This window comes from Streptomyces sp. NBC_00012 (assembly GCF_045040875.1).
Lineage (GTDB): Bacteria > Actinomycetota > Actinomycetes > Streptomycetales > Streptomycetaceae > Streptomyces.
Genome location: NZ_CP108309.1, coordinates 5,342,948 through 5,359,758 on the forward strand (window position 1 = coordinate 5,342,948; position 16,811 = coordinate 5,359,758).

Below are 16,811 nucleotides of genomic sequence, written 5' to 3' on the forward strand. Positions count from 1 at the left end.
GCCGCGGGGACGCGGTCACGGCCCCGGGCGCGCGGTCACGGGCAGGCCACCTGGTCGCCCGTGACCGTGTCGAACTCGCCGCGGTCCGTCTCCTCGGCCCGTACCCGCCGCACCTTCTCGAAGTCCGCGCCCGCCGTCACCCGCATCGTGGCCCCCTGCCCCGGTACCGCCCGCAGCTCGGCCCCGGGCAGCGCGGCCGCCAGTGACTTCGCGGACCGGTCCCAGCGCGGGTCGTAGCTGATCAGGGTGTGCTTGAGACCGCGCAGCTCCCCATTGAGCGGGGCGCGCGTGGTGTCGAAGCCGGTGGCGCGCAGCCCGTCGTCGACCGTCCTGCCGAGGCCGTCCTTCGGGGTCCCGTTGTAGACCTGGACCCGGACCTGCCGGGGGGCGACGTCGACCTTCTCCGCCTCCGGCTGTCCGGGCCGCGCGGGGGCGAGCGGCTTGTCCTCGCGCAGCGCCCGGAAGAGCTTCTCCGACTTCGCCTCGTCCCATTTGACCGTCGAGCCGATGCCCTTGACCGGGTAGGAGACGCTCCCCATCGGTACGGAGGCGAACTCGGACGAGGCCGGGGAGAAGCCGCGCATCGCCTGCCCGAGCTCCAGCATCTGCTCCGTACCGAACCCCTTGTCGGCCCGGACCGAGCTCAGCATCGTCGAGGCGACGTCCCGGAACTTCACCGGGTTCAGCAGCACACCGTTGCTGGTCGCCCGCGCGATCAGCGAAGCGAGGAACTTCTGCTGGCGCTGCATCCGGCCCAGGTCGGCGGCCCCGTCGATGTGCCGGGAGCGTACGTACTGGAGGGCCTGCCCGCCGTCCAGCTCATGGGTGCCCGGGGCGAGGTCGAGACCGGTGTACGAGTCCTTCAGCGGCCGGGTGGTGCAGATCTTCACGCCGCCCAGGGTGTCCACCGTCTTCATGAAGCTGGTGAAGTCGACCTCCAGATAGTGGTCGACCTTGACGCCCGTCATGTGCTCGACGGTCCGCACGGTCAGATTCGGCCCGCCCTCGGCATAGGCCGCGTTCAGTTTCAGCGGGTGCGCGGGGTGCTGCTCACCGGTGTTGTGGTCGGTGTGCTCGGGGATCTCGGCGTAGCTGTCGCGGGGCAGCGAGACGATGCTCGCGCGTTCCCTGTCCGCCGACAGGTGCACCAGCATGATCGTGTCGGTGCAGTGGCAGGGCGCACCGCCCAGCCGGTACTTCTCCTTCTCCTCCGGGGTGATCCGGTCGCGGCCGTCGGTGCCCACGAGCAGCAGGTTCATGCCAGTACCGGCGCGTGGCCGGTTCTTCATGTCCTTGAACGGATCGATCCTGTCGATCCCGGTCTCCAGATTGGTGACCACCGCATGACCGACCCCGCCGGCCCCCAGCACCAGCACGGAAAGACCGGTCACCATCCGCATGCCCCAGCGTGGCCGCTCGTCCTGCTTTCTGGACCTGCGCCGGGGCGGAACCGGGTGGGAACGCGACGGACCGGGGGAACGGTGAGGTGTGGGCACGGGGGAGACCTCCGCGGTGCGAGGGGACCGTTCGCACAGTAGGTCCATATGATCAACGGCCCGGTGCGCGACCCGGCGGGGCGCGCCGGTGTCCCCCATTCGCGGTAACGTGGCGGCCGAATAACGCCGCCCGGTGGGGTGCGAACCCCCGGCGCCACCCGAGGACCACCCGAGGACCACCATGCCTGCCGCGCAGTACCCCGCCGTCTCCGTGATCATGCCGGTGCTCGACGAGGAACGTCACCTCAGGAACTCCGTCCGGCACATCCTGGAGCAGGAGTACGCGGGTGAGATGGAGGTGGTCATCGCGCTCGGCCCCTCCACGGACCGCACCGACGAGATCGCTGCTGAGCTGGTGCGCGAGGATTCCCGCGTCCACACCGTCCCCAATCCGACCGGCCGCACCCCGGCCGCCCTCAACGCCGCGATCAAGGCATCCCGCCACCCGATAGTGGTGCGGGTCGACGGCCACGGCATGCTCTCGCCGAACTACATCGCGACCGCCGTCCGCCTCCTGGAGGAGACCGGCGCGCAGAACGTGGGCGGCATCATGCACGCCGAGGGCGAGAACGCCTGGGAGGACGCCGTCGCAGCCGCCATGACGTCGAGGATCGGCGTCGGCAACGCGGCCTTCCACACCGGGGGCCAGGCGGGCCCTGCGGAGACCGTCTACCTCGGCGTCTTCCGCCGCGAGGCGCTGGAGAAGGCGGACGGCTACAACGTGGAGTTCATCCGGGCCCAGGACTGGGAGCTGAACTTCCGCATCCGTGAGGCCGGCGGCCTGATCTGGTTCTCGCCCGAGCTGAAGGTGCAGTACCGTCCGCGCCCCTCCGTGCGGGCGCTGGCCAAGCAGTACAAGGACTACGGCCGCTGGCGCCACGTCGTCGCCCGCTACCACTCCGGCTCGATCAACCTGCGCTACCTGGCGCCGCCCACCGCCGTCTGCGCGATCGCGGCGGGCATCGTGGTCGGCGCGGCGGTCACCCCGTGGGCGTTCGTCGTCCCCGCCGGGTACGTCGCGGCGATCGTCGCCGGGTCCGTACCGGCGGGCAAGGGCCTGTCGCTGAAGGCGCGGGCACAGATCCCGGTGGCCCTCGCGACCATGCACATGTCGTGGGGGTACGGCTTCCTGACCAGCCCCCGCTCGCTCGCGAAGAAGGTCATCGCCAGCCGCCGGCCGGCCGTCACCGTGTGACACCCGGACGCACCGCGGGGGCCTTCCGATGTGCCGGAAGGCCCCTGCGGTGCGTTGTGCGCGGCGCGCTACCAGCCGAAGCCGGGCTGGATGTCCATGCACGCCGTCTTGTCGTCGCCGTTGAGCGCCCGTGCGCTGTCCGGGGTCTTCTCCTTCGCGGCGGGCGCGTGGTAGTCCCCGTCCTCGCGCCAGTCGGCCCCGACGGTCAGCGTGATGCCGGAGACGTCGGTCGACTTCTTCACCGCCGTCAGCGGGATGCCGAGCGCCTTGGCGACCGCCTGGGCGTTGCCCTCCATGTCCACGGTGGGGAAGAGGATCCCGGTCCGCTTCGCCGGCTCGGTGTTCTGCGAGTCGATCGTGGTCTGGCTGTAGCCCTTCCCGGCCAGCAGGTCCTTGACCGCCGTCGCCCGGCCCTTGACCGGATAGTCGACTTCGGTACGCGTTCCGTTGCGGACGGTCACCGGGATCTCGGCGGGGGACGCGGTGGGCTTCTTGGCGGCGGCCGGTTTCTTGCGCTTGGACGCCTTGCCGTCGAGCGGGACATCGTCACGGACCATCTGGAAGAGCTGGTCGGCGTCGCCGGGCTTGGGGAGGACCCGCTCCTTGAGCGTGCCCGTTCCGTAGACGTTCGGCATCGTCGTCATGGTGATGCGCTCGGTGGGAGCCTTCTTGAGCTCCTCCGCGAGGTCGTAGAGCTTCTTGACCGTGTCGAGACCCTTGTCGACCGTCAGCGCGTTCGTCGCCGCCTCGGCGAGATCCATCAGCTTGCCCGGGTCGGTGAGCTTGGTGCCCTTGCGCAGCTCGCGGACCATCGAGTTCATGTACATGTGCTGGGCGTGGGTACGGCCGAGGTCGGTGCCGTCCTCGAAGCCGTAGCGGGTGCGCAGCCACTGGAGGGCCTGCTTGCCCTTGATCTTCGTGGTGCCCTTCTCCAGCTTCAGCCCGGAGCCCTTGCCCTGGCTGGTGTGCGAGTAGACGTTGCCCTTGACGCAGACCGGGACACCGCCGATCGCGTCGGCCATCGAGATCACACCGGAGAAGTCGATCATCATGAAGTGGTCGATGGTGATGCCGGTGAGTTCGTACCAGGTGGCCACAGAGCAACCGGGACCACCGCGGCCGAGCGTCGCGTTGGTCATCGCCAGACCGGTGGTCGCGGGGTAGACCTTCTTCGTCTCCGGGTCGGTGCACTTCGGGATCTTCAGCATCGTGTCGCGCGGCATGCTGATCACCGACATGTTGGTGCGGTCGGCGGACAGGTGGAGCAGCATCTGTACGTCGGCCAGGGGTGGCGCCCCGAAGGTGTCCTTGGCCCCGCCGAGCTTCTGGTTCTCCTTGGAGTCCCGCGCGTCCGAGCCGATGAGCAGGATGTTCAGCGGGGTCTGACCGGCGGCGTTGGCCTTGTGGTCGGCCATCTTCTTGTCGCCGAGGGTCAGATCGGCCTTCTTGATATTGCCGTTGAGGTGCTCGTAGTAGAGGTAACCGGCGCCCGCGCCGCCGATTATGAGCAGCGCGAGAACCGACGCGCCCCAGCGCAGCACCCGGCGTTTGCCCTTCTTGCCGTGCCGCTTCGGGCCACCGCGCCGGTGCCCGCTCTCCGCCGGGGCGGTTTGCCGCCTGCCGGCGCCGGAGCCAGTGCTCCTCTCCGGCCCCTCCTCGTGGGGACTGTCGTCCCCGCCGAGTCGACCGGCCTGCCGGACGCGTGGCCGCGTCCCCTCCCCGGGCGTACCGCTCCGTGCCACCAGGACCCCCCTGCTGCTCAGACTCGTGGTTCCGCGCAGTGACCCGGTGTCACTTGGCGCACTCTGCCTTGTCGGCGTTTGCTTGCTGAATGTCGGCCGGCACTTTCGCCGGTCCGGTGATGGGTGTGCCCGCGCCCTTGAAGTCGTCCCCCAGCGTCAGCACCATCGCCTGGAGCCCTTCGGCGTCCGTGGTGCCCTGCTTCAATGCCGAGCCGGGCAGGCCCATCATGGCGGCCAGGGCGCGGGCCTGGTCCGCCTGGTTCGGCGCGTACTCCAGCGTCGTCGTCCTGACCTTCGCCGGGGCGTTCGCCTTGTTCGTGGACTTGAGCACGCCCTTGTCGTTCTGCAGCCAGACCACCGTCGTCTGCGCGGCGCCGGGGACCTTGCCGCCGTTGTACACATCGACGCGTACGTCGCCCGCGGCCGCCTTGGGGCCCTTGAGGAGCGCGTCCTGCTTGCTCTTCGCGGCCTTCTTCTTCGACTTCACCTCGGTCAGCGAGGTGTCGTCGCGCATCATCGCGAACAGCGGGTCGGCCTTGGGCGGGTTCAGCACGACCGTGACCGGTGTCTTCTCGGCCGGGTTGTCGAGCACCGGCACCGTGGTGAAGGTGATGTTCTTGGTGTTGACCTTGCTGAGCTCCTGGGCCAGCGAGGCCAGCTTCTTACCCGTGCCGATGCCGGTGTCGACGGTAAGTGCCTTGGTCGCCGCGTCCGCCAGTTTGTAGAGCTTGGTCGGGCTGGTCAGGGTGGAGTCGGACTGCATCTGCCGGATCATCGAGGCGATGAACTGCTGCTGGACCTTGATGCGGTCCAGATCGCCATGGTTGCCGAAGCTGTGCCGGGTCCGTACGAACGCCAGGGCGTCCTCGCCCTGGATGCGGTGCTCGCCCTCCGGCAGGTCCAGGTGCGAGTCCGGGTCCTTGACCGGCTTGGCCAGGCAGATCTTGACCCCGCCGACCGCCGTGGACAGCTCCTTCACCGCGTTGAAGTCGACCATCATGAAGTGGTCGACCTTCAGGCCGGTGATCTTCTTGACCGTCTCCATGGTGCAGCCGGCGTTACGGCCCTCCTGGCCGAGGCTCTGGTTGAAGCGGACCCCCTGCGTGCCCCGGATGACCTTCTCCGAGCCGTCCGGCTGCTTGGCCCGGCACTCCGGGATGTCGGTGATCAGGTCGCGGGGGATGCTGAGCGCCGTCGCGTTGGTGCGGTCCTCGGAGACGTGGAAGAGGATGTTGGTGTCGGCGTGGCCCACGCTGCCCTTGTCGCCGTAGCCCTCGTTGCCCTTGCCGGTGCGCTTGTCGGTGCCGATGATCAGGATGTTGATCGGGGCGTCGTTGTCGAAGACGTTCTTGTTGCCGGCCCCGCCCACGTCGACCGTGTTCAGGTTGCCGTTGAAGTGCTGGTACAGCGCGTACCCGCCCACCGACAGACCGACGAGCAGGAACGCCATCGTGCCGCCCGTCCACAGCAGCGCCTTCTTGCGGCGGGCCTTGGGGGCCTTGCGGCTGCGGCGTCCCGCCGGACCGGAACTCTCCTGGCCGCGCGCGCCGTTGGCCGAGCGGCGGCTGCGCTGCCCCGGCACCTCGCGCTTCGGTCCCGGCTCCTGGCCCTCGCGGGCCGGATTCCGGCGCTCGCCCCTGCCGTCGCGGGAGGCACTTCTGCGACCGCCGCCACTGTCCCGGGCCGGTCCTCTGCTATTGGGAACACGCGGGCCGGAAGTACGGGAAGACTCTCCCGAATCCCCTCCGGAATGATTCAGTCGCAGTTCGTAATCACCGGTGTGCGGGTTGAGTACCCACTGGTCTGCGGGGTCGATTCCGTCCGCCCGCCCACGGCTTTGCGCATCCACGGTTGCTTGAGTCCTCCGTCGGTGCCACGCGAGGCGCCTCCCCCGATCAGGCGCTCGATCTTTCGCTCCAGAAGTGCGCGGCCAGGAGGCCGGCAGCACCGGATCGCGTCACACTATCGGCCCAGTTCGACGTCGAGCGACGTGCGTGACAAATTCCACGGTCCTTACAACTGGTCATACTGCTCATTACACGCCGATCACCGGCTTCTGTTTGGGAATTGCTTTACTGCTTGCACAGGTCCGCCGCCGCGTTGTTGCCCGAATAAGTCGGTGTGGGAGTGGGGCCGGAAGCATCCGGGGTATCGGTCGCGGCATTGTTTTTCCCGTTGTTCTTCTCGTCGTCATGCCCCAGCCGGTCCGCCGGGACCACGGCGACCGGATCGTCGTCGCGCAGCCGCTTGAAGAGCCGGTCCGCGTCGGGCTGTACGAGTTCGTCCCGGTTCCGGTTGGCTGTGTACGGCTGCCGGGGCACCGTCAGGAACTGCACCTTGTCGGTCGGTACGTCGCGCATGCCGCGCACCAGCTCGTACAGGTCCTTGAGGCTGTCCAGCCCGGGATCGGTGGTCAGCGCCTTGGTGGCCGCGTCCAGCACCGGGTAGAGGCGGGTCGGGTTGAGCAGGACGCCGTCGCTCTGCACCTTGTTCACCAGCGCGCCCAGGAACTGCTGCTGGCGGTCCATCCGTTCGGTGTCGCTGCCGTTGCCGATCGACTTCCGGGCCCGTACGTACCCCAGGGCCTGCTCGCCGTCGAGCGTCTGGCGCCCGGCGGGGAGCTTCAGATGGGCGTCGGTGTCGTCGACCGGCTTCTTCAGACAGACCTCGACCCCGTCCACGGCGTCGACCATGTCCTTGAAGCCGTTGAAGTCGACGACCATGTAGTGGTCGATCCGGACGCCGGTCATCTTCTCGACCGTACGGATCGTGCAGGCCGTGCCACCGAACTCGAAGGCCCAGTTGAACTGGGCGAATTGCTTCTTGGTGGCCGTGCCGTCCGCCCTGTGGCAGACCGGGATCTGCACCATCAGATCGCGCGGCAGGGACATCGCGGTGGCGCTCTTCCGGTCCGCCGAGAGGTGGAGCAGGATCGTGGTGTCCGATCGCTGGCTGCCGCCGTCGTCACGGCCGTACTTGCGGTTGTCGCCGGCCCGGCTGTCCGAGCCGATGAGCAGGATGTTCTCCGCGTCGTGCACCACGGAGGCGGGCCGCTCCCGCTCGTACACCTTGAGTTCGGCGGCGGCGGAGGTGTCGGTCCTGATGTTGCCGTCGAGCTTCCTGTACAGCCACCAGCCGACGCCCGCCGCGACCAGGACGACGAATGAGGCGCCGAGCGCGGTCCAGCGCAGCCAGTGGTGTCGGCGACAGGCCGCGGCTGCCGGGGCGGAGCCGGGTCCGTCCCCGGACCGCGACCCGTCCCCGCCCGCCGCCGGGGCGTCGGAGTCGTCCGGCGGGCCCGCGCTTTCGCTCACGTCTGCGTCCATCCTTCACGTTCGGCGGCGCGTCGGGCCGCCGGTCGCAGAAGTAGACGGCTGAACCTCACGCTTGGTTGTGTCTCCGGTGGTCCGTACCGCCGATCATGTACCGGAGTTGACGCCCAGCAGTGAGGACTCGGCCCGGCTTGGGCCGGACGAGTGGTCCTCAGCGTGCTTGTCATGCCGTGCTGTTGGTGACCCGCTCACTCTCGACGCGCTTCGCCAGTCCCTCTTCGCCCAGCTGGTCCAGGTGCCGGCACAGGACCACGGAGCCCCCGGCGGCCAGCGGCGCGAACAGCCCCGCAGCCAGTCCCTCCCAGGTGTCGTACGAACGCCCCGTGAGCAGCCGCGATCCGGCCGTCAGACCGAGTGCGCCCGCATCCTCGCGGGCCCGTGCCACCAGTTGCGCCGACGTCAGCTCGACGCCGTCCACCGCCAGTGCGGGGGCGTCCGGGTCCACGGGTGCGAAGGGTGCGAACCGGTCGCCCTGGCTCGGCACCTCCACCGCGTAGTCCGTGAAACCCTCGGGCGTCCGCGGGAACCTGCCGCCCAGCGGGCGCAGCGCCAGGGCGACCCGCTCGCCGCGGCAGGCCCGGGCGGCCTCCAGCGTGTCCGGGCCGCTGACCACGAGGTCGGCGGCGGCCGGGTCGCCCTGCACATCGGCGATCACGCCGACCGAGGAGCAGGCGAGCAGCCAGACCGCGGACTGCCAGTGCGCGGGCAGCAGCAGTGCCAGCCGGTCGCCGGGCTCGGCGGCGAGATCGCCCTGGAGGAGATTGGCGGTCTTGGCCACCCAATTGGCGAAGGTGGCCACCGACAGTTCGACGCGTTCTCCGGTGGCGTCATCGTAGAAAGTGACCAAGGGACGGGCCGGGTCCGTGGCGAGCGCGGAACGCAGCAGGTCGGCAGGGGTTCGGTCGGTGGCGTTCATCCGCGCAAGATTACGCGGCGGCGGCGGGCCCGACGGGACGGAGGAGCGGCCGCTGCACCGGATCGGCAGACGGACCGTCAATTGCACGGATCCGTCCGGGTGGCCGGAGTTGCATGTGTATGCCCAGGATTATTCGCATGCGCGCCTTCATTGCATCCTCGATCGGTGTCACCTGCGCGGCCGTACTCGCACTGCCGCTGGCCGTGCCCGCGGTCGCCGCCCCCGACACCAGCCCTGTCCCCACCGAGTCCGTCGAGTCCGCCGAGCCCGCCGACATGCCGGGCTCGACGCAGTCCCTGCCGATGCGGACCCTGTCACCGTCGTCCGACCGGTCCACCGGCGAACCCACCAGCGCGGCCGCCCCCGAGCAGGGGCTGCCGGAACGAGAGGTCCACCCCTTCTCCATGGTCGGCGTCGTCTGGGACGACGCGAACACCGAACTCCACGGCACCGTCCAGGTCCGCACCCGCGCGACCGGCACCGGCGACTGGTCCGACTGGCAGGACCTGGAGACGCACAACGCCGAGCACTCCGCCGATCCCGGCACCGCCGAGCGCGACTCCGGGACCGTACGGGGCTCCACCGCCCCGCTCTGGGTCGGTGACTCGGACGCCGTCGCGGTCCGGGTGCGCCCCGAGGCCCCGGACCCGCAGGACCGGACCGGCTCCGCCGTACCGCTGCCCGGCGGGCTGCGCCTCGAACTCGTCGACCCCGGCAAGGACCCGCAGGAGTCCCCCGTGACCGGCGACGGGACCGAGGCGGGCGACGAGACCGAGACGGGCACGGGCACCGAACTCGCGACCGACACGGGAACAGCGACCGGCACCGGAACAGCGACCGGCACCGGAACCGGTGCGGGCACGGGCACCCAGGCCACGGCGGGCGCCCAGGCCCCCGCAGCGGACGGACGCACCGCGGCCCTCTCCCCGAGCGTGCTCCCCGCCCTGAGCAAGACACAGTCCGAGGCACAGGGCGAGGCACAGGCCGGTCTCGCCCCCGGCGCCCAGCCGTACATCGGTCCCCGTCCGCGCATCATCACCCGCAAGGGCTGGGGCGCCGACGAGAAGCTCAGGGAACGCAAATTCGTCTACACCAGCACGGTCAAGGCCGCCTTCATCCACCACAGCGCCTCCGGCAACAACTACAAGTGCTCCCAGGCGTCCTCGGTCCTGCGCGGCATCTACCGCTACCACGTCAAGAGCAGCGGCTGGCGTGACATCGGCTACAACTTCGCCGTCGACAAGTGCGGAAACATCTACGAGGGAAGGGCGGGAGGCGTCACCAGGGCCGTCCTGGGAGCACACACGCTCGGCTTCAACACCAACAGCATGGGCATCGCGGTGCTCGGCACCTTCACCAAGTCGAACCCGCCCGCCGCCGCGGTGAACGCCGTCGCGAAGCTCACCGCCTGGAAGCTCGGCCTGTTCGGCGCCGACCCGCGCGGCAAGGTCACCCTCGTCTCGGGCGGCAGCAACAAGTACAAGAAGGGCAGGAAGGTCAAACTCAACGTCATCTCCGGTCACCGGGACGGCTTCGTAACCGAATGCCCCGGAGCGCGTCTCTACAAGAAGCTCGGCTCGGCCCGGACCAGCTCCGCCAAGCTCCAGGGCCGCTGAACGGGACAGGGCCGCTGAACGGGACAGGGAGGCTGCTGCGGACCGCTGCGGACCGCTGCGGGCCGCTGACCGGGGACGACCGAACCGGTCTGCATACACTGGCCAGCCGAAACCAGGCCAGGCCCCAGCAGGAAGCAGAGTCAGTGCTGTGACAGAGGCAAAAGAAGCGATCCTCCTGGTGGGTGGGAAGGGGACCCGGCTGCGCCCGCTCACGGTGCACACGCCCAAGCCCATGGTTCCGGCAGCGGGCGTTCCGTTCCTCACCCACCAGCTGGCGCGCGCCCGGGCCGCCGGGGTCGAGCACATCGTGCTCGCGACGTCGTACCTGGCAGAGGTCTTCGAACCGTACTTCGGCGACGGCTCGTCGCTCGGCCTGCACATCGAGTACGTCACCGAACGCGAACCGCTCGGCACCGGCGGGGCGATACGCAACGTCGCGTCCCGGCTGACCGCGGGCCCGGACGACCCGGTGCTCATCTTCAACGGTGACATCCTCACCGGCCTGGACATCCGGGCCCTGACCGCCTCGCACACCGACTCCGGAGCGGACGTCTCCCTCCACCTCACCCGCGTCGACGACCCGCGCGCCTTCGGCCTCGTACCGACGGACGGCAGTGGCAGGGTCACCGCGTTCCTGGAGAAGCCCGAGACGCCCGAGGAGATCGTCACCGACCAGATCAACGCCGGGGCGTACATCTTCCGCCGCTCGGTCATCGACACCATCCCGGCCGGCCGCCCGGTCTCCGTCGAGCGCGAGACCTTCCCCGGACTGCTCGCCTCCGGCGCGCACCTCCAGGGCATGGTCGACTCCACGTACTGGCTGGACCTCGGCACCCCGCAGGCCTTCGTACGCGGCTCCGCCGACCTGGTCCTGGGCCGCGCCCCTTCCCCGGCCGTCCCCGGCAGGTGCGGCGAGGCGCTCGTGCTGCCGACGGCCTCCGTCGCCGACGGTGCCAAGATCAGCGGCGGTACGGTGGTCTCGGAGGGCGCCCTGGTCGGCGAGGGGGCCCGGATCGACGGCTCCGCGATACTGGCCGGCGCGGTCGTCGGACCAGGAGCCGTGATCAAGGACTCCCTGGTCGGAGCCGGTGCCCGGATCGGCAGCCGTACGGTGCTCACGGGCGCGGTGATCGGGGATGGTGCCCGGGTCGGCGCCGACAACGAACTGCGCGACGGCATCCGCGTCTGGTGCGGGGCGGTCCTCCCGGACGCGGCGGTGCGCTTCTCCTCCGACGAATAGGGCCGGCTCCGACAGGCAGCCGGACACCGGGCCCCTCCGGCGAACAGGGGCCGGTTCCGACGGGGCGACCGGGCACCGGGTCCCGCCGGCGAACAGGGGCCGGTTCCGACGGGCAGCCGGGCACCGGCCGCAGCGCTTACGCTCGACAGGCACCCCGACGACCACGACCGAGGACCTCACCGTGGCAGGACGATTCGCCCCCCGCAGTACCCCTCGCGCGGCCGTCCCGCGCCAGGCGGCGGCCCCGGCGGCGGACGCGCTGACCCGTGAGTGGACCCCGCCCGGACCGTTCGACCTGCGCCTGGTCGTCGGCCCGCTGCGCCGAGGTCCCGCCGACCCCACGTACCGGATGACCGGGGACGGCACGGCCTGGCGGGCCAGCCGCACACCCGCGGGCCCCGGCACCCTCCGGCTCGCCGCCCGGGGCGGCCGGATCGAGGCGGCGGCCTGGGGCCCCGGCGCACCGTGGCTGCTGGACCGGCTCCCGACACTGCTCGGCGCGACGGACGACCCGGACGCCTTCCGCCCGCGCCACCGCCTGCTCGCCCTGACCCGGCACCGCCGCCCCGGCCTGCGCCTGCTGCGCACCGGCCTGGTCATGGAGTCCCTGATCCCGTCGATCCTGGAACAGAAGGTCACCACGGACGAGGCCTACCGCGCCTGGCGGCTCCTGGTCCGTGACCACGGCACCCCGGCGCCCGGACCCACGGACCACGCCGCGTTCACCGCGCTGGGGCTGCACGTCATGCCGGACGCCCGCACCTGGTCGCTGATCCCGTCCTGGGAATGGCACCGCGCGGGCGTCGACGCCAAACGCTCGGGCACGATCCTGCGCGCGGTACGTGTGGCCCGCCGTCTGGAGGAGGCGGCGGCCATGGAGCTCCCGGAGGCCGTGGCCCGCCTGGAGCTGATCCCCGGCATCGGCCCCTGGACCTCGGCCGAGACGCTCCAGCGCTCGAACGGTGCCGCGGACGCGGTCACGGTCGGCGACCTCCATCTCCCCGGCATCGTCGGCCACGCCCTGGCGGGCAACCGGGACGCCGACGACGAGGAGATGCTCGCCCTGCTCGCCCCGTACGAGGGCCAGCGTCACCGGGCGACCCGCCTCATCCTGCTCTCGGGCCACACCCCGGCCCGCCGTGCCCCGCGCATGACCCGGGGCGACATCGCCCGCCTGTAGAACCCGCGCCCCGCCCCAGCGCCCCCCGGGTGATCCCCGATCGGGCGATCGGGAGGTCACCCGACGGGCTCTCAGCGCACCTCGATGAACCCCTCCGGGTCCCGCCCCGCCCGCGCCGCGGGGTCGGCCGCCGCGTGCCCCACCGCCACCGCACCCAGCGGATCCCAGCTCTCCGGCAGTTCCAGCACCTCGCGCACCACGGAGCGGCAGAACATCGTCGACGACACCCACGCCGAGCCGAGCCGCTCGCCCGCCAGCGCCACCAGGAAGTTCTGGATCCCGGCCCCCGCGGCGACCACGAACATCTCGCGCTCCGCGGTGTCCCGCCGCTTGTCCCCGTAGGTGTGGGAGCCGTCCATCACCAGGCACGGCACCACCAGATACGGCGCCCGGCGCAGTACATCGCCCCGTCGCACCCGCTTGGCGACCGACTCCTCGCTCTTCCCGTCCCGGCGCAGGTCCGCGATCCAGGCGTCCCGCATCGCGTCGAGCAGCCGGGTCCGCGACTCCTCGGACTCCAGCAGGACGAACCGCCACGGCGTCGTGTGATGCGGCGCGGGCGCGGTCACCGCCGCGGCCACGGCCCGCCGCACCGCTCCCGGGTCCACCGGATCGTCGGTGAACTCGCGGACCGTACGCCGCTGGGTCACCGCCTCCCGTACCGCCTCCGACGTACCGAGCCGGAACATATCGTCGGCCGCGACCCGCACCATCGCGCGGGCACCACCGGCATCGGCGGGGTCCACGACATGACCGAGCCCCCGCACCACCGCGACGGGCAGCCCGTCGGCCTTGCCCTTGACCAGATCACCGGCCGAGGCCAGCTCGTCGGCGGTGGCGACCACGGTGGCGCTCAACGGGTTTCCGTACGCGTCGGTTCCGCCGCGCAGATCGTCCAGCACCCGGACCCCGGCCGCCCCGATCGCCACATCGGTCAGCCCGTTGCGCCAGGGGCGCCCGAAGGTGTCCGTGACGACGACCCCGACCTCGACGCCGAGCTCGTCCCGCAGCCCGTCACGGATCGCCCGCGCCGAGGCGTCGGCGTCCTCGGGCAGCAACAACACCGTCCCGGCGGGCGTGTTCGAGGCGTCGACCCCGGCCGCGGCCATGACCAGACCCTGCCGGTTCTCGACGATCCGCAGCGTGCCGCGACGCGCCACCACCCGTACCGTCTCGGCGTCGATCGCCGCCTCGCGGTCGGTGGCCTCGACGATCCGGCCCTCCGCCTTGGAGACTATCTTCGAGGTGACCAGCAGGACATCGCCGTCTACCAGCCCCGGGCCGGTCGCGGCGATCAGCTTCGCCAGGTCGTCCCCGGCCCGCACCTCGGGCATCCCGGGCAGCGCCCAGACCCGGTACGAGGGCGCCTCGCCGGCGCTCACGCCCGTACCTCCTCGGCCAGCGCCAGGGCCTGCCGGGCCATCTCGGCCGTCGCGTCGGCATCGGTCATCATCAGGGGCACGGAACGGCAGCGGATGCCCGCGGCCTCCACCTCGTCGACCGCCCCGGCGTCCACCGTGTCGACGAGCCAGCCGTCGAGCAGTCCGGAGCCGTAGTGCGTGGCCACGGCCGACGCCGTCGACTCGACGCCCACCGCGGCGAGCACCTTGTCCGCCATGCCGCGCACGGGCGCGTCGCCGACGATGGGGGAGAGGCCGACGACCGGCACCCCGGCCTCGGCGATCGCCTCGCGGATCCCGGGCACGGCGAGGATCGTCCCCACCGACACGACGGGATTGGACGGCGGGAAGAGGATCACGTCCGCCTGGGCGATGGCCTCCAGCACTCCCGGAGCCGGCTTGGCGTGCTCGGCACCGACCGGCACGATCGCCTGCGCCTCGACCGAGGCACGCAGCTTCACCCAGTACTCCTGGAAGTGGATCGCCCTGCGCTCGCCGTCCATGTCGACCGCGACATGGGTCTCGACCCGGTCGTCGGACATCGGCAGCAGCCGGACCCCCGGCTTCCAGCGTGCGCAGAGCGCCTCGGTGACGGCGCTCAGCGGGTAGCCCGCGCCCAGCATCTGCGTGCGGACGATGTGCGTCGCGAAGTCACGGTCGCCGAGCCCGAACCACTCCGGCCCCACGCCGTACGCCGCGAGCTCCTCCTTGACGTGGAAGCTCTCGTCCGTACGCCCCCAGCCCTGCTCCTCGTTGATGCCACCGCCGAGGGTGTACATCACGGTGTCGAGGTCGGGGCAGACCTTCAGCCCGAACAGATGGATGTCGTCACCGGTGTTGCCGATCACCGTGATGTCCGCGTCGGGCGCGGCCTGCTTGAGGCCACGCAGAAAACGAGCACCACCGATACCGCCGGCCAGAACCACAATGCGCATGCAGACAGTCTGTCAGGCGAAGCCTGATCCGTTGCCGGGGTGGTGGCGGGCGACGGGCGGGCTGTCGGGCGGAGCCTGATCCTTGTGGGGGCGGTGGCGGGCGACGGGCGGGCTGTCAGGCGGGTACGACATCCACGGCTGACGGGGCGCACTGGGCCGTGTGCATCGGCATCTCGGTCAGACCCGGGTAGTAGATGTGCAGACTGACGGCCGGTTCGAGGGAGCCGTTGACCACTTCGTGCGCATAGCCGGGCGCGAAGACCCGCTGCGCGCCGGAGTCCAGCGTCCGGGTGGCGCGTTCGGTGCGCTCGGTCAACCGGCCCTCCAGAACGGTCAGTACGCCGGAGGACGGACCGTGGTCGTGGAGCCCGCTGCCCTGGCCGGGCACCCAGCTGAGCAGCCAGACCTCGTAGCCGGGTCCGGTGCGCAGCCGGTGGTACCAGCGGGTGGTGGTGTCGTACCGGACGCGCGGCTCCCACTGCGCGCGGTCGGCCGCGATGGTGCGGGCGAGCCCGACGAATTCGGCCACGGTGGCGGGGTGCTCGCGGGCGGGCTGGAGAAGGCGCTGGACTTCGAGGATGTCGCCGGCGATCTGGAGGTCGCTGTTGCTGTTCATGGATGAGGTGGTTCCTCGGCGTGGGGGTGCGTGTGCGGGGGTGTCACGAAGACCGGAGAGCCTCGGCCGCGCGGAGGAAGAAGCAGGGAAACAAGCCTGCGGAAAGTGCTGCGGAGAGGTTCGGCGAGAGGAGGCGGGTCAGAGCCGGCGCCCTGGGGGCATCAACAGCTGTGACAGCTGGAACAGCAACAGCGGGCCTGGACAGCGGTGCGGAACCCACGGACGTGGGTGGCGTACATCGCGGCGGTCGCTGGCATGCAGTCAAGGAGACCGGCTGAGTCCTGCGCTGTCAACCCGATGCCCGATTTGGTGGCTAATGATTCACCTCATCCGGTTGCCACGAGTGGAGAAAGGTTTATGCGGCTGCCGCGCCGGAGATGTGGCGCACCAGCCGTGCCTCCAAACGCCATTGAGGCACCGTGACCCGAATGTGATCTTGGTCGCTTCGGTGATCGAATCGCAACATCGCGGTTGCCCCGGTCGTCTCACCCAGTGAGAAGCGGGGTCACAGTGAGACCCGTGGCATATGTCAGGTTTTTGGTGATTTGCACACTTTCCGCATACGCTTGGTTCTGCAGGGTGAATACCTGGGCCGATAGCAGATCCTCGCTTGACTGGCCTGGAGCTACACACTTGTAATTTCACTCGTGTCGTTCGGCCGCAATCAGTAACGGCCGCATCACGGGACGCAAGAGACAGACGAGGGGCGCACATGACCGAGCTGTTCCAGCAACTGCTGGTCGAGGACGCGGACGAGGAACTCGGCTGGCAGGAGCGCGCACTGTGCGCCCAGACCGATCCCGAGTCCTTCTTCCCCGAGAAGGGCGGATCCACCCGCGAGGCCAAGAAGGTCTGTCTCGCCTGTGAGGTCCGGTCCGAATGCCTTGAATATGCCCTTTCCAATGATGAGCGCTTCGGCATCTGGGGCGGCCTCTCGGAACGCGAACGGCGCCGTCTGAAGAAGGCCGCCATCTGAGGAAGGCCGCCGTCCGACCGCGGAACACCGCGACAACGGAACGCCTCATCGCCGGAGCACCCGGAAACCCCGGGACCCCGGACCGTCCGACCCGCTCGACCCGCTCGACAATCGAACCCACGGACCACGACCGACCATGGCCCGCCGTCTGCACCCGGCCCGCAGAC

12 protein-coding genes and 1 pseudogene are annotated in these 16,811 nt (G+C 70.4%); 5 read left to right on the forward strand and 8 right to left on the reverse strand.

All coding sequences use genetic code 11. The annotated features are described in order from the left end of the window. Positions 1-35: 35 nt before the first annotated feature. Positions 36-1,400: an LCP family protein gene (locus OHA19_RS24655; RefSeq protein ID WP_405713294.1), complete on the reverse strand. Its 1,365-nt coding sequence runs from the start codon at positions 1,398-1,400 to the stop codon at positions 36-38. Between the two features lie 277 nt (positions 1,401-1,677). Between OHA19_RS24655 and OHA19_RS24660 the strand changes: the two genes are divergently transcribed. Then, a complete protein-coding gene (locus tag OHA19_RS24660) occupies positions 1,678-2,691 on the forward strand; it encodes a glycosyltransferase family 2 protein (protein ID WP_405713292.1) in 1,014 nt (337 codons plus the stop codon). A 68-nt stretch (positions 2,692-2,759) separates the two neighbouring features. Here OHA19_RS24660 and OHA19_RS24665 read toward each other — a convergent pair whose 3' ends face one another. From OHA19_RS24665 to OHA19_RS24680, 4 genes and pseudogenes are all read right to left on the reverse strand, one after another. Continuing rightward, positions 2,760-4,433, reverse strand: coding sequence for an LCP family protein (locus tag OHA19_RS24665; RefSeq protein ID WP_405713290.1), 1,674 nt, complete (start codon positions 4,431-4,433; stop codon positions 2,760-2,762). Between the two features lie 49 nt (positions 4,434-4,482). Beyond that, positions 4,483-6,282 carry an LCP family protein gene (locus OHA19_RS24670; RefSeq protein ID WP_405713288.1) on the reverse strand — a complete coding sequence of 600 codons (1,800 nt, stop codon included), beginning with the start codon at positions 6,280-6,282 and terminating at the stop codon, positions 4,483-4,485. Between the two features lie 223 nt (positions 6,283-6,505). After that, positions 6,506-7,726 (reverse strand): annotated as a pseudogene (locus OHA19_RS24675) (LCP family protein); the annotation flags it as partial. Between the two features lie 202 nt (positions 7,727-7,928). Further along, the gene (locus tag OHA19_RS24680; protein WP_405713286.1) at positions 7,929-8,681 is read right to left on the reverse strand and encodes a TIGR03089 family protein; all 753 of its coding nucleotides are present in this window, start codon (positions 8,679-8,681) and stop codon (positions 7,929-7,931) included. Between the two features lie 137 nt (positions 8,682-8,818). On the opposite strand from OHA19_RS24680, the gene OHA19_RS24685 reads away from it, so the two are divergent. The 3 genes from OHA19_RS24685 to OHA19_RS24695 all read left to right on the forward strand — a co-directional run bounded on the left by OHA19_RS24685 (position 8,819) and on the right by OHA19_RS24695 (position 12,717). Continuing rightward, positions 8,819-10,297: a peptidoglycan recognition protein gene (locus tag OHA19_RS24685; RefSeq protein ID WP_405751627.1), complete on the forward strand. Its 1,479-nt coding sequence runs from the start codon at positions 8,819-8,821 to the stop codon at positions 10,295-10,297. 148 nt (positions 10,298-10,445) lie between these two features. Next, the gene (locus OHA19_RS24690; RefSeq protein ID WP_405713282.1) at positions 10,446-11,537 is read left to right on the forward strand and encodes a sugar phosphate nucleotidyltransferase; all 1,092 of its coding nucleotides are present in this window, start codon (positions 10,446-10,448) and stop codon (positions 11,535-11,537) included. A gap of 181 nt (positions 11,538-11,718) precedes the next feature. Beyond that, on the forward strand, positions 11,719-12,717 hold the full coding sequence (locus tag OHA19_RS24695) for a DNA-3-methyladenine glycosylase family protein (RefSeq protein WP_405713280.1): 999 nt from the start codon (positions 11,719-11,721) through the stop codon (positions 12,715-12,717). 71 nt (positions 12,718-12,788) lie between these two features. On the opposite strand, the gene OHA19_RS24700 is transcribed toward OHA19_RS24695, so the two are convergent. The 3 genes from OHA19_RS24700 to OHA19_RS24710 form a co-directional block, all read right to left on the reverse strand. Beyond that, positions 12,789-14,099, reverse strand: coding sequence for a coenzyme F420-0:L-glutamate ligase (locus OHA19_RS24700; protein WP_405713278.1), 1,311 nt, complete (start codon positions 14,097-14,099; stop codon positions 12,789-12,791). Further along, positions 14,096-15,052 carry a 2-phospho-L-lactate transferase gene (gene cofD, locus OHA19_RS24705; protein WP_405751630.1) on the reverse strand — a complete coding sequence of 319 codons (957 nt, stop codon included), beginning with the start codon at positions 15,050-15,052 and terminating at the stop codon, positions 14,096-14,098. The genes OHA19_RS24700 and cofD overlap by 4 nt, the downstream gene beginning before the upstream one ends. Positions 15,053-15,167: 115 nt before the next feature. After that, positions 15,168-15,668: a cysteine dioxygenase gene (locus tag OHA19_RS24710; RefSeq protein WP_405751632.1), complete on the reverse strand. Its 501-nt coding sequence runs from the start codon at positions 15,666-15,668 to the stop codon at positions 15,168-15,170. A 712-nt stretch (positions 15,669-16,380) separates the two neighbouring features. Here OHA19_RS24710 and OHA19_RS24715 point away from each other — a divergent pair. After that, positions 16,381-16,644 (forward strand): WhiB family transcriptional regulator, encoded by a 264-nt coding sequence (locus OHA19_RS24715; protein WP_003968728.1) that lies wholly within the window; start codon positions 16,381-16,383, stop codon positions 16,642-16,644. The last annotated feature ends 167 nt before the right edge of the window (positions 16,645-16,811 follow it).